Here is a 17,414-nt window from a genome sequence, read left to right on the forward strand (position 1 = left end):
AGCCCGTCGGTTCGTTCCTGTACAACTTCGCGCGTGCCTCTCACTCGTCTGCGCAATGTCATGGCCCTCTCGGCCCTCGCCGCCCTTCTCTCCGCCTGCAGCTTCGTCGATGGGGACGCGACAGCGGCTCCGTCGTCCGCCACCGCTGCACCACTGGCTGAGGGGACACTCGGAGCCGGCTTCTGGGACCCGTCCAACCCGCCTGCACCGGAAGGCACTCTCACGCCCTCGCCGGCGTCGTGGACCGGCGTACACCCCAAGGCCGGATACCGCGTGCAGCTGGTCGTCGACGGGGTGAAGTCGGACCTGAAGCAGGAGACGGACGTTCTCCGCTACGCCGTGCACGCGTGGGCGGTGGCCAACCAGGTCGCGCTGACCGAAGTCGTCAGCCCGGACCCGGCCCACTACGTGCAGTCACTTCAACAGGCGATCGACGCCGCGCCCGACCTGGTCGTCGTCGTCGGCAACGGGCTTGTCGACCCGCTCGCCCTGGTCTCGGCGTCGAATGATGCGACGCAGTTCCTCATCGTCGGTGCGGAGATCGCCGAGCCCACCCACAACGTGACGGCCGTGGATTGGAAGGGCGCAATGTTCCGCGGGGAGGGGCTCGGGCTCCCCAACGGCTTCGACCCGAAGAGCTTCACTCCGGAGCGGGCCGCCGATGCCGTCGCTGCCGGAACCGCGGCGGTGCTCAACCTGATCACGGGCATCGTGGTCTGGGTCGAGTGAGGCCTCAGGACATCAGGGCCCAGAGCACCAGCCAGCCGACGCCGAAAACGACGACGGCGGTGGCGGCCATGCCGAGGCAGAAGTAGAGGCCGAAGCGGCGGGTGTGCTGGCGCGCGAGGAGCCAGATCGGCACTCCCAGGGCGAGGACGACCAAGGGGAAGAGGTCCTCGACGGTGTGGCGCGGGAAGAGGGCGTTGAGCACCGTGGCGAACAGCGCCGGCACCACGATGACGAAGGCCAGGCCTGCGTAGAAGCCGGAGAGCGGCGTGACGACCGGGTGGTCCTCGTGCATCCATTCGGAGGCGGCGTGGGGGCTGAGGTGCGCGGTCACCCCTCGAGGCTACGCCGAGAAGACGGTGTAGTGCAGCAACAACCAGATCGGCGCGATCGTGGCCAGGAGCGAGTCGAGCCGGTCCATGATGCCGCCGTGGCCCGGGATCACCTGGCTCATGTCCTTGATGCCCAGGTCCCGCTTGATGACCGACTCGACGAGGTCGCCGAGGACCGCCATGCAGACGCCGATCACGCCGAGCGCGACGCCGACCCACCAGTCGCCGTCCAGCAACCAGACGACGAGGGCGATGCCCGCGGCGATGCCGGCCAGAAGTGAGCCGGCGAAGCCCTCCCACGACTTCTTCGGACTGATGACCGGAGCCATCGGGTGGCGGCCGAAGAGCACGCCGGCGACGTACCCACCGACATCGGAGGCGACGGTGACGAGGACGAAGGTGATGATGCCCTTCACGCCGTCGTCGATGCCGGTCTCACGCCAGGTGCCGCCCTCGGCCAGCATGAGGGTGACGAAGGAGCCGAGGAAGGGCACGTAGATGAGGCTGAACACCGCCGCCGTCGCCGTACGGACGTAGCCGTCGATGCCACGGTGCAGCAGCCAGAGCATGATCACGAGCGCGGTGACCGCCGTGGCGGTGACGAGCGCCGGAGCGCCCCAGAAGTAGGCGACGACGATCATCACCGCGCCGCCGATCATGAGCGGCTGCTCGGGTAGGTCGATCTCCTTCGCCAGCAGGCCGCGGCGCAGCTCCCAGATCGCCACGACCAGCACGACGACCACCAGTGCGACGAACGCGGTCTTCCAGAAGAAGAGCGTCGCCCCGGCAGCGCCGAGGAGGACGACGGCCGAGGCGACGGCAGCCTTCAGGTCACGGCCCGCCCGGCCGTGATCCTTGACCTCCGTCATACCTCGAGCAGCTCGGCTTCCTTGGCCTTCAGCAGCTCGTCGATGACGTCGGTGTGCTTCTTGGTGAGCGCGTCCAGGCGCTTCTCGGCGCCGGCGACCTCGTCCTTGCCGACCTCGCCGTCCTTCTCCAGGGCCTCGAGGTTCTGCTTGGCCTTCTGGCGGACCTGGCGGACGGAGACGCGCCCCTGCTCGGCCTTCTCCTTGGCCTGCTTGGCGAACTCCTTGCGGCGCTCCTGCGTGAGGTCCGGGAAGACGGCGCGCAGGATCCTGCCGTCATTGGACGGGTTGACGCCCAGGTCGCTGTCGCGGATGGCCTTCTCGATCGCGCCCATGGCGGACTGGTCGAACGGCGCGATGTTGATGACGCGCGGCTCCGGCGCGGTGAAGGTGGCGAGCTGCTGCAGCGGCGTCGGGGTGCCGTAGTACTCCGCGGTCAGCTTGCTGAACACGTCCGGCGTCACGCGACCGGCACGAATGGTGTTGAAGTTCTCGCGGGTGGCCTCCACCGACTTGCCCATCTTGTCGTCGGCCTCGTTGAGGATGTCGTTGATCACCATGTGCTCCTGGCTGCTAGCGAAACGGGGCGGCGTTGCCGTGATTCGTGAGTTCGTCAGCCAGCGCTGACGAGCGTGCCAATCTTCTCACCTTGGACGACACGGAGGATATTGCCCTCCGGCTCCATGCCGAAGACGACCATGGGCAGCTTGTTCTCGCGGCAGAGCGTGAAGGCCGTCTGGTCCATGATCTTGAGACCCTTGGAGATCGCCTCGTCGTAGGTGAGGTGGTCGTACTTCGTCGCTGTCGGGTCCTTGTGCGGGTCAGCGGAGTAGACGCCGTCCACACCGTTCTTGCCGACGAGGACGACGTCGCACTTGCTCTCGAGAGCGCGCTGTACGGCGACGGTGTCTGTCGAGAAGAACGGCATGCCCATGCCGGCACCGAAGATGACGACGCGACCCTTCTCCATGTGCCGGATCGCGCGACGGGGGATGTAGGGCTCGGCGACCTGGCCCATCGTGATGGCGGTCTGTACCCGGGTGTCGACACCGAGCTTCTCGAGGAAGTCCTGGAGCGCCAGGCAGTTCATCACGATGCCGAGCATGCCCATGTAGTCCGCGCGGACGCGGTCCATGCCGCGCTGCTGCAGCTCCGCTCCGCGGAAGAAGTTTCCGCCGCCGGTCACGATCGCGACCTGGACGCCCGCGTCCACGACCGACTTGATCTCGTGGGCGATCGCGGAGACCACGTCGGGATCGACGCCGACCTGGCCGCCGCCGAAGACCTCACCGGAGAGCTTGAGCAGGACCCGTTTGAACGACTGAGGCACGCGCCAAAGGTATCGGATCGTGGACGTGACGATTTACTCAAGGCAGATTGATCAATCTAGACTGACGAATTGTGAGTGATCTCGAATCCCTCGGCGGCGGGCTGCTGCTCTGCATCGGCGCCCTCCGGCGCCGGCTCCTCCAGCTCCCCCACGTCGACGGTGTCACCATCCCCGAGCTGCAGGTGCTGGCGCGGCTCGACCGTTTCGGACCGCAGACGGGAAGCGCGCTGGCCAAGGTCGAGCAGATCAGTCCGCAGGCGGTGGGAGCGACGGTGACCTCGTTGGAGGGCAAGGGGCTGGTGTCCCGTGCCTCCGACCCCGAGGACGGTCGCCGGGTCGTCTGGTCCCTCAGCGCCGAGGGCCGCGAGATCGTCCTGCGCAAGCGCGGGGTGCGGGCCGGGCAGGTGGCCGCCGCCCTTGCCGAGCTGGACCCGGCCGATGTGTCGGCGCTCGCGGCGGCGCTTCCCGCCCTCGAACGACTGCTGGAGAAACTGTGAGCCGCACCCGCGGCCGGGAGCTTCCGGCCAACTACCACTGGGTCGCGCTGGCCAACACGACCGCGGCCGTCTTCATGTCGACGCTGGACGGCTCGATCGTCCTGATCGCGCTGCCGGCGATCTTCGCGGGCATCCATCTGGACCCGCTCGACCCGTCCAACATCGGCTTCCTGCTCTGGATGATCATGGGCTACCGCCTGGTCCAGGCGGTCTTCGTCGTACCGGTCGGCTGGCTCGGCGACCTCTTCGGCCGCGTGAAGATCTACAACGCCGGCTTCATGGTCTTCACGGTCTCCTCGCTGCTGCTGAGTTTCGACCCCTTCGACGGGCGGTCCGCCGCCATCTGGCTGATCGCCTGGCGGATCGTGCAGGCGCTCGGCGGATCGATGCTCACGGCCAACTCGGCCGCCATCCTCACCGACGCCTTCCCGCCGGAGCGACGCGGCTTCGCCCTCGGCACCAACCAGGTCGCGGCACTGGCCGGCCAGTTCATCGGACTGACGCTCGGCGGGCTGCTGGCGGTCTGGGACTGGCGAGCCGTCTTCTGGGTGAACGTCCCCGTGGGGATCTTCGGGACCTGGTGGGCCTACACCCGCCTGCACGAGACCTCGACCCGTCGGCGTACGTCGGCGCGGTTGGACTGGGCGGGGAACCTGACGTTCGCGGTCGGCCTGTCCGCGCTGCTCATCGGGATCACCGAGGCGATCCAGCCGCACGGCGACCACTCGATGTCGTGGACCGCACCGCGCGTGATGGTCGAACTGATCGGCGGCCTGGTGCTGCTCGTCGTCTTCGTCCTGATCGAGGGGCGGGTGAAGAACCCCATGTTCCACCTGGGGCTCTTCCGCATCCGGGCCTTCGCCGCCGGCAACCTGGCCTCGCTGATGGCCTCGATCGCGCGCGGCGCATGCAGTTCGTGCTGATCATCTGGCTGCAGGGCATCTGGCTCCCGCTCCACGGCTACGACTACGACCAGACGCCGCTGTGGGCGGGCATCTTCCTGCTGCCGCTGTCGGTCGGCTTCCTCGTCGCCGGACCGATCGCGGGCTCGCTGTCGGACCGCTTCGGGTCCCGCGGCATCGCGACGTCGGGCATGGTGCTCTTCTCCGGCACCTTCCTCGGACTGATGCTGCTGCCGATCGACTTCCCCTACTGGGCCTTTGCTGCGCTGATCTTCCTCAACGGCATCGCCAACGGCATGTTCACCTCCCCCAACACGAGCGCGATCATGGGCTCGGTGCCTGCCGAGCACCGGGGCGCGGCGTCGGGGATGCGGGCGACCTTCCAGAACTCCGGCACGGCCCTGTCGATCGGCGTCTTCTTCTCGCTGATGATCGCCGGCCTCGCCTCCTCACTCCCCCACACGCTGACCTCCGGGCTGGTGGCCAACGGCGTCGATCCGTCCCAGGCAGCGGCCATCGGGGCTCAGCCGCCGGTGGCGTCGCTCTTCGCCGCCATCCTCGGTGTCGACCCGATCAAGCAGCTCGTCGGCCACCCGGTCGGCGGACAGGACTTCTTCCCACACCTGATCTCCGGGCCGTTCCACACCGGACTCGTCGTGGTCTTCGCCTTCGGTGCGGCCCTCGGCCTGCTCTCGGCCCTCGCCTCCGCACTCCGCGGGGCCGGTACGTCGGGCACCCGCTCCACCGCTGCCGCCACTGTTGAAACCACTGCTGAAAGGACGGCCTCCTGATGCCGCTCTCCCTCGTTGATTCCAAGCCCGCGCTCATCGTGATCGACCTCCAGGCCGGCATCGTCGGCATCGGTGTGCCCGGCACGGCCGAGGTCATCGCACGCTCCGCCACGTTGGCTGACGCGTTCCGCGCCGCCGGCCACCCCGTCGTCCTCGTCCGGGTCACCCACGGCGTGCCCGGCCGCTCCGACCGCAACCCGGCCGGCGGCGGCCGCGTCCTTCCGGAGGCTGCCCTGCCGATCGTGCCCGAGCTGGGCGAGGGGGACGTCGTCATCCAGAAGCAGAGCCACGGGGCCTTCCACGGCACGCCGCTGGAGTCGTGGCTCGCCGAGCGCGGCGTGACGCAGGTGTTCCTCACCGGTGTGGCCACCGGCACGGGCGTCGAGGCCACCGGCCGTGAAGCACTCGCCCGCGGCCTCAACGTCGTCACGGTGATCGACGCGATGGCCGACTCCGATCCCGAGATCCACGACTTCGTGGTGTCGAAGGTCTTCCCCAAGTGGTCGGAGACCGCCACGACGGACGAGGTCCTCGCGGCGCTCTGAGCGCTCGGGGTCGACGTACGAAATCGAAGAAGGCCCCCGCCAACCGGCGGGGGCCTTCCTACGTTGGGGTGCCTGGCGTCAGGCGCCGACCTCGAAGCGGGCGAAACGGGTCACCTGCGTGTTGGCGGCGTCGAGCACCTGCTTGACGGACTTCTTGGCCTCGAAGACCGACTCCTGATCGAGCAGGACGATCTCCTTGAAGAAGGCGCCGATGCGACCCTCGACGATCTTGGCGACGGCAGCCTCGGGCTTGCCCTCCTCGAGCGTCTTCTTGGTCAGGACGTTCTTCTCCGCCTCGACGACGTCCGCGGGGACCTCGTCGCTGGTGAGGTACTGCGCCTTGAGCGCGGCAGCCTGCTGGGCGGCCTGCTTGGCGGCAGCCTCGTCACCCGTGTACTCGACGAGGACGCCGAGGGCCGGGGGAAGGTCGGAGGCCTTCTTGTGGAGGTAGACCGTGGTCGTGCCCTCGAAGTACGCGACCTCGCCGAGCTCGATCTTCTCGCCGATGGTGATGGCGAGCTCCTGGACGACCTCGCCCACGGTCTTGTCGCCGAGCGAGACGGCCTTGAGTGCCTCGGCGTCGCCGACCTTGTTCGCGTTGGCGGCGTCAGCGATGGCCTGGGCGGCGTTGACGAAGGCCTCGTTCTTGGCGACGAAGTCCGTCTCGGCCTTGAGGCTGATCAGGGCGCTGCCCGAGGCAGCCACAAGGCCGGCGGAGGCCTCACGCTCGGCGCCACGGGCGGCAGCCTTGGCGGCACCCTTGACCCGGAGGAGCTCGACGGCCTTGTCGAAGTCGCCGTCGGTCTCGTCGAGCGCCTTCTTGCAGTCCATCATTCCGGCCTGCGTCAGCTCGCGGAGCTTCTTGACGTCGGCAGCGGTGTAAGCCATGGATGTTCCTTTACTGGAGTACGTCGGTGTACGTGCTGTGAAAGGTGACGCTGATCAGGCCTGAGCGTCGGCCGCGGGGGCCTCAGCCGCAGGAACCTCGGTCGCCTCAGCGGTCGGAGCCTCGGTCGCCTCGGCGGCCGGGGTCTCGAGAAGCTCGCGCTCCCACTCGGCGAGAGGCTCAGCGGCCTCACCCTCGGCGGTCTTGGCACCGGAGCGGGCGATGAGGCCCTCGGCCACGGCGTCCGCGACCACGCGGGTCAGCAGGCCGACAGCGCGGATGGCGTCGTCGTTACCCGGGATCGGGAAGTCGACGTCGTCCGGGTCGCAGTTGGAGTCGAGGATCGCGATGATCGGGATGCGCAGCTTGCGCGCCTCCTCGACGGCGAGGTGCTCCTTGTTGGTGTCGACGATCCAGATCGCGGACGGGGTACGACCCATGTCACGCAGACCACCGAGCGTCTTGGAGAGCTTGTCCTTCTCGCGACGCATCTGGAGGAGCTCCTTCTTCGTGCGGCCCGAACCGGCCACGTCGTCGAAGTCGAGCTCCTCGAGCTCCTTCATGCGGTTGATCCGCTGGTGCACGGTGGAGAAGTTGGTGAGCATGCCGCCGAGCCAACGCTGGTTGACGTAGGGCTGACCCACACGGGTCGCCTGCTCGGCGATGGCCTCCTGGGCCTGCTTCTTGGTGCCGACGAAGAGGATGGTGCCGCCCTTGGCGACCGTCTCCTTGATGAAGGCGTAGCTGCGGTCGATGTAGGCCAGCGACTGCTGCAGGTCGATGATGTAGATGCCGTTGCGCTCGGTGACGATGAAGCGCTTCATCTTGGGGTTCCAGCGACGGGTCTGGTGCCCGAAGTGGACGCCGCTCTCAAGGAGCTGGCGCATGGTCACGACTGCCATGATGGCTGTCTCCTGCTCTGTTCTCAGTTGTCTGCCCGCGGGCGGGTGCCCGTGAGCCCTAGCGCCTGCGCGCAGCCGAACCCTCCGTAGGTGCTGCCTGGAGGGACTGACGGCTGTCGCGGTCTGTGCCTTCCCAAGTCGTTCGGAGAGGCGGGTGCAGGCGCGCGAAGTCAACCCGTGAAGGTTGCGACGTCAAGCGTAGACGCAGGCGCGCTCCGCACGCGAATCCCGCGGGACCCTCATCACACCGGTCACAGGACGGGCCGGCCGCTCTCCCCGTACGTCGCCCCGGCAGCGCTCTCCACAGGAGGGTCTGCTTCGCCGCGGGGCGACGGAAGCGCGTCAGAGGATCGGTGCATGCCACGTGTCACCGCCACCCCGGTCCGGCTCTCCGCTCTGTTCACTCTCGTGGTCGTCGTCCAGTGGGCCTGCTCATCGGGAGCAGCCCGAGCGGGCGGGGAGCCGGACCCGGGTGGCGTGTGGCCGCTCTCGCCGACGCCGTCCGTGGTGCACGGCTTCGACCCTCCGTCGGTCGAGTGGGGCGCAGGCCATCGTGGCGTGGACCTGGCAGGGTCGGTCGGCCAGCAGGTGCATGCCGCGGTCGCCGGGACGGTCAGCTTCGCGGGATCGATCGCCGGCAAGCCGGTGGTCGTCGTCGATGAGGGTGAGACCCGGACGACGTACGAGCCGGTGGTGGCGTCCGTGGCTGTGGGTGACTTAGTGGCGGGAGGCGCCGTGATCGGCACACTGGCCGCGCTCTTCTCCCACTGCTCCCCCGCCGCGTGCCTGCACTGGGGACTGATCCGAAACAGCGACGACGTCTACCTCGACCCGCTCACGCTGGTCGGAGCCGTGGAGGTCCGACTGCTGCCGCTGTGGCGGGAGCTGCCTGCCGACTCCGGCCCGGCCCCGACCTCAGGCGCGCGGGTGCGCCTGCTGGAACGCGCGTCGCAACCGGTCGGTGCTCACGTGCGTGTACAGCTGGGTGGTGGCCAGCGACGCGTGCCCCAGAAGCTCCTGGACTGAGCGCAGGTCGGCGCCGCCCTCGAGGAGATGGGTGGCGGCGGTGTGGCGCAGCCCGTGGGGACCGATGTCCGGCGCACCCGGTACGTCGGCGATGCGGCGATGCACAAGGGTCCGGACTGCACGCGGGTCGATCCGCCTTCCGCGCGCACCCAGGAAGAGGGCGCCGGCCGCTCCTGGGGCGACGAGCTGCGGTCGACCGCGGACCAGCCAGGAGTCGAGCGCAGCCGCGGCAGGGCCGCCGTAGGGGACGCTGCGCTCCTTCCTGCCCTTGCCGAGGACGCGGAGCACGCGCCGGTCGTGGTCGACATCGTCGACGTCGAGACCGACGAGCTCGCCGACCCGGATACCGGTCGCATAGAGCAGTTCGAGCATGGCCACGTCGCGGAGGCCCATCGCGCTGCCGTCATCGGCGAGCTCGGCGGCCGCCCGGATCAGGTCCTCGGCCTCGTCGACCCGCAGGACCGGCGGCAGTGTGCGATGGGCCTTCGGGGATCCGAGGGTCGAGCCGACGTCCCTGCCGATCCGTCCCGTTCTGGCGAGCCAGGCCGTGAAGACGCGCGCGGCCGTCGCTCGTCGGGAGAGTGTGGTGCGCGCCTGGCCGAGTGACTGCTGCTTGGCGAGCCAACTGCGGAGCGTCCGCAGGTCGAGCTCGGCGATGTCGCTGTGGCCCAGGCGGGCGGCGTGCTCGAGAAGTCCGGCGATGTCTCCCAGGTAGGCACGGACCGAGTGCGGCGTCAGGTCGCGTTCCTTGGTGAGGTGGCACTCGTAGTCGCCGAGCAGGCGCGCGAAGGACTCGGGCAGCGCGTCGGTGACGCCTGTCGTCCCTCCTGCCACATCGGTCACACGGCCACTCTAGGCCGAACGCGCCCGTCCAGCCTCGGACAAGCACCACCCGCCGGCGTCCTGTCGCACGAGCCCGCGGTCCGCGAGGCGCCCGATCGACCCTTGGGCATCGACGATCCCGATGCCCGCCGTCAGGGCGATCCTGCGCAGCTCCTGCGGTCGTCCCCACGGGACGGCCTCGAGCAACTGGCGGTCGTGCCAGGTCAACCGGTCGACGAGCTTCTCCGGAGCGCGGGGCTCCTCGAGCAGTGACGAGCCGGTCGGGTCGATCACCTCGAGCACCTCCGCGCCCGTCGAGGCCAGCACGGCACCGCCGGAGCGGATCAACTCGTGGGTGCCGCGGGAGACGGCGGATGACGTCGGCCCCGGCACGGCGAGCACGTGACGCGAGAGCCGCGCCGCCCAGCGGGCGGTGCTCAGCGCCCCGCTCCGGATGTCTGCCTCGACGACGAGGGTTCCGACCGCGAGCGCGGCGATGACGCGGTTGCGGGAGAGGAAGCGCTGCCGCATCGGGGCCGTCCCTGGTGCCAACTCCGAGATCAGCGCGCCGGTCTCCGCGGCACGCTCGATCAGGGCACTGTTGCCGATCGGATAGGCCCGGTCGAGGCCATGGGCGAGGGCGACGATCGTCCGGCCGCCGACGGCGAGCGCGTTACGGTGTGCCGCCTCGTCGATGCCATAGGCCCCGCCGGAGACCACGACCCACCCGGCACTCGCGCATTCCGCCGAGATCATCCCGGAGGCCTGCGTGCCGTAGGTGGTCGAGGCACGGGAGCCGACGATGGCAAGACGAGGACCCAGGGTGTTCAAGGGCTGTCCCTTCACCCAGAGGCCGAGAGGCACGCCTCCGCAGCGCGGATTGGTCGACAGGCCTTCCAGGTCTGCCAACTCACCGGGCCACTCAGAGTCTCCCGGGACGATGAAGCGGGCACCGACCTGCGCCGCGTGCTCGAGCACCGCGTCCGGCCGGACCTCCGCCAGTCGCTGGCCGGACTCCGTGAGGACCTCCGGAGCGACGAGCGACTCCTGGACGAGGGCGAGGGCACCCGCGGCGCCATGGTCCTTGACCAATGCCTCGATCCGCGTGTCACCGGGCTCGAAGATCAGGCTGAGGACGAGACGTGACCGCCAGTCCTGCTCGCTGGCACTCATCCGACCAACCTCCGCTGCACGACTCCGCTGTTGAGCGCGGCGCCCGTGCGTAGGGCCATCGCGATCCGGACCTCCGACAGCCCGGGTTCTGCTAGGCCCAGCAGGTCTGCCACCGTCCAGGCGAGCCGGTGGGTTCGAACTGCAGCACGGTTGGTGAAGGTCCCGTCGGACACCGCCATGCGCAGCTCCCTCTCTGCCTCGCCGGGGAGCGGCCAGCGCTCCCGCAGGGTGGCGCCCGGCACCTCGCTGTTGAGCCGCCAGTCGGTGCCGGCGTACCGGCTGGCCTGGCGGGCGCGCGCCTCGGCGACCGCGAACCGCATCTCGGCACTCGACCGTGCTGGGGCGAGGCTGTCGCCCTCGCCCGGCGTGGGTGGCTGCAACAGCCGGGTGATGTCGAGCCGGTCGTAGATCGGGCCCCGGATCCGCTTCTGATAGTTCCGCTTCTCTGCCGCACTGCACTGGCATGAGGCACGACGGTTGCCGAGGTCGCCGCACGGACACGGGTTGGAGGCCAGCACGATCATCGCGCGGGCCGGCAGGTGGAGGGTCTCCTCCATCCGGGAGACGCAGATCTCGCCACTCTCCATCGGCTCGCGGAGTGCATCGATGGCGTCGGTCTGGAAGAGCGGGAACTCGTCCAGGAAGACGACTCCACCGTGGGCGAGACTCAACTGGCCCGGAGAGACCTTTCCCGATCCGCCCCCGACCAGGGCGCCCTTGCTCGCATCGTGGTGCGGGGCGGCGTACGGCGGCCGCCGGACCAACCCTTCACTCGGGTCGAGGCGACCGGCGAGTGAGCGGAGCGCCATCAGCTCGACGGCGGTGTCGTGGTCCAGGTCCGGGAGGATGCCGGGGATGCGCTCGGCCAGCGAGGTCTTGCCGCATCCCTTCGCTCCGCTCAGCAGGATGTGATGACCGCCTGCCGCGGCCACCTCGATCGCGAACTTCGCGTCGTCGAGACCACGCAGGTCCGCCATGTCGAGGTCGTCGAGCCGGTGCTGGCCGCGCCAGCCGAGGAACCCGCCCTTGCCGAGCGGAGGGACGACGGGCGCCCAGGGCACCTCGTCACCGTTGAGCTCGGCGACGACCTGCGCCAGTGACCGCAGGCCCAGGACCTCGACGCCGGCGACCATCGCCGCCTCTGCGGCCTGCGGCTCCGGAACGATCACGCGATGGACGCCCTGGCGCTCTGCGGCGAGGACCATCGGGAGCACACCCGCCACGGAGCGCAGACCGCCGTCGAGGCTCAGCTCACCGATGAGTGCGGTGCCCGAGAGGGACCCCGGCGGCACGACGCCCGTTGCAGCCAGCACGGAGATCGCCATCGCAAGGTCGTAGTGGGTGCCGAACTTCGGCAGATCGGCCGGAGACAGCAGGATGGTGACACGCTGACTCGTCGGCCACTCGAGCCCACTGTTCTGCACGGCCATCCGCGACCGATCCCGGCCCTCGTTGAGCATCGCGTCGGCGCGGCCGACGATCGTCGTCCCGGGCGTGCCGGAGGAGACGTCGGCCTGGAGGTCGACCAGCTGGCCGAGTGCGCCCAGCAGGGCAACGCCATGGACGCGTGCGAACATCAGAGCAGTCCCTTCACGTGATCGATCCGCGCCTCGCCCCGCCTCGGCCGGACGATGGCCACGACGTCCACCCGGATGCCGGGTGGGCGCAGGCCATGGTCGAGTGCCCACCGGGCGCCGAGACGTCGCAGTCGCTCGAGCTTGGCCGGGGTCACGGCCTCGTGCGGAGTACCGCACCACAGCCCGCTTCGGGTCTTGACCTCACATGCCACCAGGTCGGGTCCGTCGCGGAGAACGAGGTCGAGCTCACCCTCGGAGCATCGCCAGTTGCGATCGAGCAGGACCATGCCCTGCTTCACGAGGGTCTCCTCGGCAAGGTGTTCGCCGAACGCGCCGAGCTCCGTGCGCTGTGCTGCCGTCGATGTCATGGGGCCAGCCTCCGGGCCGCCTCCCCCGACGGCGGGCGTCGGAGGCTTCGGCTGTGGAGAGCCGGGACCCGGTCCTAGGACCTGTAGTCCGAAAGGCTCATTTTGTGACACATGGGGAGGGAGTTACACGGGACACCCTTCCGACCGCCGTACGCCGCCGCCTACCGTCCATCACGGGGGCTTGTCTCGGAGGGAGCAACCACAATGCCTGTTCATTCAACTTCTGGGCCGCGAGCAGCCGCGATCATCGAGGCGGCGCTCGTGGCTCCGCTTCTGGCTGCCATCGTCGTCAGCATCGTGCTGATGGCCGTGATGATGCGGGACGCCCACGCCAGCGCATGCCACGACGGGCCGGGGCACACCGTCTACGCCGTCGGCCCGTCTGGCCCGGCCTGCGGCTCGTGAGCTGACGTCCGCTCAGTCGACCAGGACGACCCGCTTCGCTCCGGAGCCGAACCACGCCTCGAGCCCCACGCCGTCCGGCGGCGGAGGGAGAGCGTCCGAACTGAAGAAGATGATCTGGACCGAGGCGATGCCGTGCTGCCCGGTGTCGCTCAGCGTGACACCGTTGTGGCTCGACGTCGGCAGTGTGTAGGAGCTGGTCGCGGCCATCGACTCGTCCGTGATGAACGCCGGGCGCAGATCGATGACGGTGTACAGCTTGCTCCCGCCCGAGTCGGGCTGCATCCCGAGCACCGGGACGAGAGCGAAGCGCGCCGACTGGTAGATCTTCTGGGACAGCACGGGGCCGCCGTCGTACGCGCCGCTCGCGATGTCGCCGACGGTGGTCGTGGAATCGGTGAGGAAACAGGACAGCGTGTCGTTGTTGACCGCTGACGGCTGCGTGATCGCCGTGCCACTCGCCGTTCGGAGGCTCAGCGTGCTCGACGGCACTCCATCCGCAGCGCACCCACCGTCCTCAATGTCATGCAGCCGGCCCGGGCGGCCGGCCACTCCGTCGAGAAAGCCGGCCTGGGCTGCGTCGAGGTCGAGCCCGGTCTTGGTGTCGACGCAGTTGGTCGGATCGTGGGGCCAGGTGAGGCGCAGCGGGGCCAGCCCGAGGGTCGTGCACAGGATCGGAATCGCAGAGGCGAGTGGATAGGTGGCCACCGAGTGCTCGACGCCGGCAGCGATGTTGTACGCGATATTGGCCGACTGCCCGGTCGGCCCCTGACTGTTGGTGAGCTTGAGGGTGCCGAAGTTGCCTGCCATCGAGCCTTGCCCGCAGGTGAGGGTCGGCGAGCCGACCTGCAGCGGCAGCGCGTCCAGGATGAGGCTCCCGCCCTGAGTATGCGTCGCGCGCGACCAGGTCGAACCGATCTTGACCCTGATGTACCAGACCGTCTGCGTGCTGGCGACCACTGTCGGGAGATGGAGTGAGATCTGGGTCGAGGAGGCGCTGACCGCATTCGCGATCGGAACGGTCACGGGGTCCGGCCCACTGCTGACGACGCCGGACTCGAAGAACCCGATGTCACTCACCGCGCCGAGGCCGCTGCCGTTGATCTGGATCACGTCGTTCGGGTCGGTGACATCCAGCGGTACGGCGGCCGGGCTGGAGTACGGCGTCGTCGCGGGGTTCGGCAGCGTCGCCGTCGGGGTCGTGAAGACGGCCGCGTTGGTGTCGGCCGGGTTCGCGAGCAACACGATGTCGGCCGCGTGCCCATTGGTCGGCTGGGCGATGGTCTGTGCGCCGTAGTCACAACCGGTGAAGGCGTAGAAGGGCAACGTGCTCATCTCCGGCGACTTGATCTGCACGGTCGCCTGCGCACTGAGGTCGACACCGCCGACGTCGACGGTCTGGCCGAACGAGAACGCGACGTGTCGTTGCGGCGCGATCACGCTCAGCTGGGTCACGTCGGCCGCAAGGGTCGCGCCACCTGCAGCGGAGACGAAGCGGCCGTACGCCGCCTCGCCGTTCGTCAGGTCGCAGTCGACCAGTTCGGACGCGGACACCGCGTGTGACCAGGAGTCATTGTCGTTCAGGTAGGTCACCGTGTCGAGGATCGCCTGGTCAGCTGTGCTCGCCCGCGGACCATAGGGACAGCTCCCCCCGGTCGTGGTCACGGGGAGGTTCGCGCCGCCGATGCCTGCCCCGGCAAGTGCGGCCGAGTCCGCCGAGTTCTGCGTGTCACGACGTACGACGTAGGCCTGGCCCAGGTCGACGGCGAAGGCGGCCGCCACGAACATGACGACCGAGAGGGCTGCGGCCATGACCGCGATGGCGCCCCGCTCCGCGCTGCTGCCCTGCATCAAAGGCATCCGTTCGCCACGGACGTGGTGTCCTCCACACGGCTGACGATCTGCCGGGTGACCTCACCACCGGACGGCATCGGGACGAGGGGCAGGTGCAGATCCAGTGCCCGGAAGGTCAGCGTCAGATCGATACTGTCCCCGATCTGGACGTTGAGGGGAGCAACGACCGCATTCGTGCCGGAGCTGCGATAGACGACATCGGCGGACACAGTGTCCTGGTCGACCGCAGTGATCCCCAGCCGCTCGACCATGAGCGAGTGGAGTTGCGTGGCGTCCCGACAGTCGCCGACCGCGAGCCGACGGACCGCGTCGCCAGCGGCCGAGGTTCCAGCCTGCATCGCCCACAGGTACATCCCGTATTGGAGGATGCCGAAAACCAGAAGCAGGAACGGCACCACCACGAGCCCGAACTCGACCGCCGCCGCGCCTCGATGCGCCCTGCCCGGTCGACGCCATGAAGCACGAAGACGCCCGAATACGTCCATGCGGTGACCCTAGGTTTCGGACAGACGCCTTCTACAGATTCAGCCGGTTGGGCTTGATGACCAAATCTGATCGGCCCGGCCGGGACGAATGTCCCGGGACCCCGAGGGTCGGCGCTGATCGACGCGGTGATTCAGCCAACAAGCAGGGGGGTGTCGCACGTCGGAGACGGCACAGCGAAGACCTCGGCGCCGGGAACCTCAAGCCCGAGCAGCTCCTCCACCGGACGCAACACGTTCGACTCCACGTTGGCCAACAGAGGACTGACGATCCCTGACATCACGCTCGAGACAAGGTTGTTGATCAACGTCGTCTGTTGACTGAGGCTGAGCGTCGCATCGAAGAGACCGATCCCGAGCACACCGGTGTAGGCATGCAGCGTCAAACCGCTGAAATCGACCGTGGCGGCGAGGCTGCTCAGGCCGAGCGTCCCACTTCCCGTGGACACCCCATTGCTGTACGTCGTCGGCGAAATTGGAATTCGAAGGCTGGCGGTCGACGTGGCCGCCGGCTTCGAGTTGGAGAGTGTCAGCTTGATCGATCCGCCCACCTCGACCTTGACGATGCCGCCGAGGAGACTCCCGAGCAGATTCCCGAGGATGCCGCTGGACGTGATCCCCCCGCTGATGTCGAGATTCTGGGTGACGGTCGTCGAGACCAGCTTGGAAGCCACGGAGACGTCGATCCCTTGCGGGCTGGCAACGGTCCCGGTGCCGCACACGATATTGGTGAGGGTCCCCGTGGCACTGGCGAGATCGAGGCTGATGTCAGTGCTGCCGGCGCCGACCGAAAGAGCCAGACCGGTGAGGCCCGACGGTGTCGAGACGTCCGCAAGCGTCCCCTTAATGGAGATGCTTGCCTGACTGGTCGAGGCCTGCGTGCCGACACGACCGCATGCCTGCTGGGCGGCCTCGATCAACTTCAGCGAGGTCGTGAGGTTCGTACCCGTCGCGCCGAGATTGGCCGCGAGCGCCGGGATTGACAGCAGATTGGTGCCGTTGGCCACGAAAGCCCCGCCGCTGATGAGGTCGAGCGCGTTGATCGATGCGCCCAGGGCAGCCCCGTTACCGGTGGCAATATTGAGAATGCTCCCAACAGGCACCGATGTCGTGAGGTGCGTGGCCGCACGAATCGTGTCGAGAATGTTCGCGTTGACCGTGTCCCCATTGTCGCGCAACACCTGCGCTGCCGCGATCATGAGCGTCGACATCTGGACGGACGCGGAGGACAACTGGTCGACGGTACCGACGCCGAGCTGGGTCGCCAACGGCCCGAGGGGGATGCTGGCGCTCGCCAGCCCTTGGTACGAGGCGGCATCGATCGAGATGTTTCCGAGCGCTCCGTTGAGCAGGGACGTGAACAGGGCGGAGTTGGACGTCGCGAGCCGCGCCGCGTACGACCCGAGCCGGAAGCACGCCGTCCCGTCTGACGTCGCCAGCGCAGAGCGGCAGTAGGCACCAGAGCCGGGGTTGAAGCTGAACTTCACGTTGTTGCTGACCGTCACGAGCACGGCGTTCGGCACTCCGGTACCCGCCGATTGGAAGTAGCTGTCTCGGAACGGATTGCCGTCGCAGCCGAGCGACTGATCGCTGCTGTGGGTGCCGGCGCTGAGCACGCCGAGGTAGGCCTTGACGACCGGGGCCGATGAGCCGACGTACCCCGACTGGGACGCCACTGCGGACACAGCTGCGTCAGTAACACTGCCGGTGAAGGACGTGTTCGAGGTCGTGCCCGCGGCGATGGCGTTGCCGAGAACGCGCGCGGCGTCCTGAGCCGCCGAGTCCGCGAGGGCCTGGGCATCGCTCCGTCCTACCCGCTGCATGCCGATGTCCACGGCGAGCCCTGCGATCGGAATCATCACAGCCATGAGAAAGACGGCCGTCATGATCGCCACCGCGCCGCGTGCGTCTTGGATCCGGCTACGTCGACGAT

General features: G+C 68.6%; 20 protein-coding genes. 7 read left to right on the plus strand and 13 right to left on the minus strand.

The features are described 5' to 3' along the window. Positions 1-33 precede the first annotated feature (33 nt). Positions 34-729: a hypothetical protein gene (locus tag LH076_RS11110; RefSeq protein WP_227780770.1), complete on the plus strand. Its 696-nt coding sequence runs from the start codon at positions 34-36 to the stop codon at positions 727-729. A 4-nt stretch (positions 730-733) separates the two neighbouring features. Here the strand turns inward: LH076_RS11110 and LH076_RS11115 are convergent, their stop codons facing one another. Genes LH076_RS11115 through pyrH form a run of 4 tightly spaced genes read right to left on the minus strand, consistent with a single transcriptional unit; the run spans position 734 to position 3,254 of the window. Beyond that, the gene (locus tag LH076_RS11115; protein ID WP_227780771.1) at positions 734-1,060 is read right to left on the minus strand and encodes a hypothetical protein; all 327 of its coding nucleotides are present in this window, start codon (positions 1,058-1,060) and stop codon (positions 734-736) included. A 9-nt stretch (positions 1,061-1,069) separates the two neighbouring features. Further along, on the minus strand, positions 1,070-1,927 hold the full coding sequence (locus LH076_RS11120) for a phosphatidate cytidylyltransferase (RefSeq protein ID WP_227780773.1): 858 nt from the start codon (positions 1,925-1,927) through the stop codon (positions 1,070-1,072). Further along, on the minus strand, positions 1,924-2,478 hold the full coding sequence (frr, locus tag LH076_RS11125; protein ID WP_227783632.1) for a ribosome recycling factor: 555 nt from the start codon (positions 2,476-2,478) through the stop codon (positions 1,924-1,926). Before frr ends, LH076_RS11120 begins: the two co-directional genes overlap by 4 nt. A 59-nt stretch (positions 2,479-2,537) precedes the next feature. Beyond that, positions 2,538-3,254 carry a UMP kinase gene (gene pyrH, locus LH076_RS11130; protein ID WP_227780775.1) on the minus strand — a complete coding sequence of 239 codons (717 nt, stop codon included), beginning with the start codon at positions 3,252-3,254 and terminating at the stop codon, positions 2,538-2,540. A 71-nt stretch (positions 3,255-3,325) separates the two neighbouring features. Between pyrH and LH076_RS11135 the strand changes: the two genes are divergently transcribed. Genes LH076_RS11135 through LH076_RS11150 form a run of 4 tightly spaced genes read left to right on the plus strand, consistent with a single transcriptional unit; the run spans position 3,326 to position 5,989 of the window. Continuing rightward, positions 3,326-3,751 (plus strand): MarR family winged helix-turn-helix transcriptional regulator, encoded by a 426-nt coding sequence (locus LH076_RS11135; RefSeq protein ID WP_227780776.1) that lies wholly within the window; start codon positions 3,326-3,328, stop codon positions 3,749-3,751. Next, entirely contained in the window at positions 3,748-4,674 is a 927-nt protein-coding gene (locus tag LH076_RS11140) for an MFS transporter (protein WP_227780777.1), read from the plus strand. Before LH076_RS11135 ends, LH076_RS11140 begins: the two co-directional genes overlap by 4 nt. Further along, positions 4,659-5,444: an MFS transporter gene (locus tag LH076_RS11145; RefSeq protein ID WP_227780778.1), complete on the plus strand. Its 786-nt coding sequence runs from the start codon at positions 4,659-4,661 to the stop codon at positions 5,442-5,444. Before LH076_RS11140 ends, LH076_RS11145 begins: the two co-directional genes overlap by 16 nt. Further along, a complete protein-coding gene (locus LH076_RS11150; RefSeq protein WP_227780779.1) occupies positions 5,444-5,989 on the plus strand; it encodes a cysteine hydrolase family protein in 546 nt (181 codons plus the stop codon). Before LH076_RS11145 ends, LH076_RS11150 begins: the two co-directional genes overlap by 1 nt. Positions 5,990-6,067: 78 nt before the next feature. On the opposite strand, the gene tsf is transcribed toward LH076_RS11150, so the two are convergent. Both tsf and rpsB read right to left on the minus strand, forming a co-directional pair. Next, positions 6,068-6,877 (minus strand): translation elongation factor Ts, encoded by an 810-nt coding sequence (gene tsf, locus LH076_RS11155; RefSeq protein ID WP_227780780.1) that lies wholly within the window; start codon positions 6,875-6,877, stop codon positions 6,068-6,070. Between the two features lie 54 nt (positions 6,878-6,931). After that, a complete protein-coding gene (rpsB, locus tag LH076_RS11160; protein ID WP_227780781.1) occupies positions 6,932-7,777 on the minus strand; it encodes a 30S ribosomal protein S2 in 846 nt (281 codons plus the stop codon). Between the two features lie 357 nt (positions 7,778-8,134). Between rpsB and LH076_RS11165 the strand changes: the two genes are divergently transcribed. Continuing rightward, positions 8,135-8,803 carry a M23 family metallopeptidase gene (locus LH076_RS11165; RefSeq protein ID WP_227780782.1) on the plus strand — a complete coding sequence of 223 codons (669 nt, stop codon included), beginning with the start codon at positions 8,135-8,137 and terminating at the stop codon, positions 8,801-8,803. Here the strand turns inward: LH076_RS11165 and LH076_RS11170 are convergent. The 4 genes from LH076_RS11170 to LH076_RS11185 are packed head-to-tail and all read right to left on the minus strand — an operon-like array spanning position 8,693 to position 12,743. Next, on the minus strand, positions 8,693-9,646 hold the full coding sequence (locus LH076_RS11170; protein ID WP_227780783.1) for a tyrosine recombinase XerC: 954 nt from the start codon (positions 9,644-9,646) through the stop codon (positions 8,693-8,695). The genes LH076_RS11165 and LH076_RS11170 overlap by 111 nt on opposite strands. A 9-nt stretch (positions 9,647-9,655) precedes the next feature. Further along, complete coding sequence (gene dprA, locus LH076_RS11175; protein WP_227780784.1) at positions 9,656-10,798, minus strand: DNA-processing protein DprA; 1,143 nt, start codon at positions 10,796-10,798, stop codon at positions 9,656-9,658. After that, on the minus strand, positions 10,795-12,375 hold the full coding sequence (locus LH076_RS11180) for a YifB family Mg chelatase-like AAA ATPase (protein WP_227780786.1): 1,581 nt from the start codon (positions 12,373-12,375) through the stop codon (positions 10,795-10,797). The genes dprA and LH076_RS11180 overlap by 4 nt, the downstream gene beginning before the upstream one ends. Further along, complete coding sequence (locus LH076_RS11185) at positions 12,375-12,743, minus strand: YraN family protein (protein WP_227780787.1); 369 nt, start codon at positions 12,741-12,743, stop codon at positions 12,375-12,377. Before LH076_RS11185 ends, LH076_RS11180 begins: the two co-directional genes overlap by 1 nt. A 261-nt stretch (positions 12,744-13,004) precedes the next feature. On the opposite strand from LH076_RS11185, the gene LH076_RS11190 reads away from it, so the two are divergent. Continuing rightward, complete coding sequence (locus tag LH076_RS11190) at positions 13,005-13,148, plus strand: hypothetical protein (protein WP_227780788.1); 144 nt, start codon at positions 13,005-13,007, stop codon at positions 13,146-13,148. Between the two features lie 12 nt (positions 13,149-13,160). On the opposite strand, the gene LH076_RS11195 is transcribed toward LH076_RS11190, so the two are convergent. The 3 genes from LH076_RS11195 to LH076_RS11205 form a co-directional block, all read right to left on the minus strand. After that, positions 13,161-14,996 carry a TadE/TadG family type IV pilus assembly protein gene (locus tag LH076_RS11195; protein ID WP_227780789.1) on the minus strand — a complete coding sequence of 612 codons (1,836 nt, stop codon included), beginning with the start codon at positions 14,994-14,996 and terminating at the stop codon, positions 13,161-13,163. Then, a complete protein-coding gene (locus LH076_RS11200; protein WP_227780790.1) occupies positions 14,996-15,484 on the minus strand; it encodes a TadE/TadG family type IV pilus assembly protein in 489 nt (162 codons plus the stop codon). The genes LH076_RS11195 and LH076_RS11200 overlap by 1 nt, the downstream gene beginning before the upstream one ends. Before the next feature lie 131 nt (positions 15,485-15,615). Next, a complete protein-coding gene (locus LH076_RS11205; RefSeq protein ID WP_265333815.1) occupies positions 15,616-17,376 on the minus strand; it encodes a pilus assembly protein TadG-related protein in 1,761 nt (586 codons plus the stop codon). Between the last annotated feature and the right edge of the window lie 38 nt (positions 17,377-17,414).

This window comes from Nocardioides sp. Kera G14, from assembly GCF_020715565.1.
In the GTDB taxonomy this organism is placed as follows: domain Bacteria; phylum Actinomycetota; class Actinomycetes; order Propionibacteriales; family Nocardioidaceae; genus Nocardioides.

Coding starts and splice junctions, on each gene's coding strand:
- LH076_RS11200 (WP_227780790.1), bottom strand. CDS start 15,484: ATGGACGTATTCGGGCGTCTTCGTGCTTCATGGCGTCGACCGGGCAGG.
- LH076_RS11150 (WP_227780779.1), top strand. CDS start 5,444: ATGCCGCTCTCCCTCGTTGATTCCAAGCCCGCGCTCATCGTGATCGAC.
- LH076_RS11180 (WP_227780786.1), bottom strand. CDS start 12,375: ATGTTCGCACGCGTCCATGGCGTTGCCCTGCTGGGCGCACTCGGCCAG.
- LH076_RS11195 (WP_227780789.1), bottom strand. CDS start 14,996: ATGCAGGGCAGCAGCGCGGAGCGGGGCGCCATCGCGGTCATGGCCGCA.
- LH076_RS11165 (WP_227780782.1), top strand. CDS start 8,135: ATGCCACGTGTCACCGCCACCCCGGTCCGGCTCTCCGCTCTGTTCACT.
- LH076_RS11185 (WP_227780787.1), bottom strand. CDS start 12,743: ATGACATCGACGGCAGCACAGCGCACGGAGCTCGGCGCGTTCGGCGAA.
- tsf (WP_227780780.1), bottom strand. CDS start 6,877: ATGGCTTACACCGCTGCCGACGTCAAGAAGCTCCGCGAGCTGACGCAG.
- LH076_RS11145 (WP_227780778.1), top strand. CDS start 4,659: ATGCAGTTCGTGCTGATCATCTGGCTGCAGGGCATCTGGCTCCCGCTC.
- dprA (WP_227780784.1), bottom strand. CDS start 10,798: ATGAGTGCCAGCGAGCAGGACTGGCGGTCACGTCTCGTCCTCAGCCTG.
- LH076_RS11120 (WP_227780773.1), bottom strand. CDS start 1,927: ATGACGGAGGTCAAGGATCACGGCCGGGCGGGCCGTGACCTGAAGGCT.
- rpsB (WP_227780781.1), bottom strand. CDS start 7,777: ATGGCAGTCGTGACCATGCGCCAGCTCCTTGAGAGCGGCGTCCACTTC.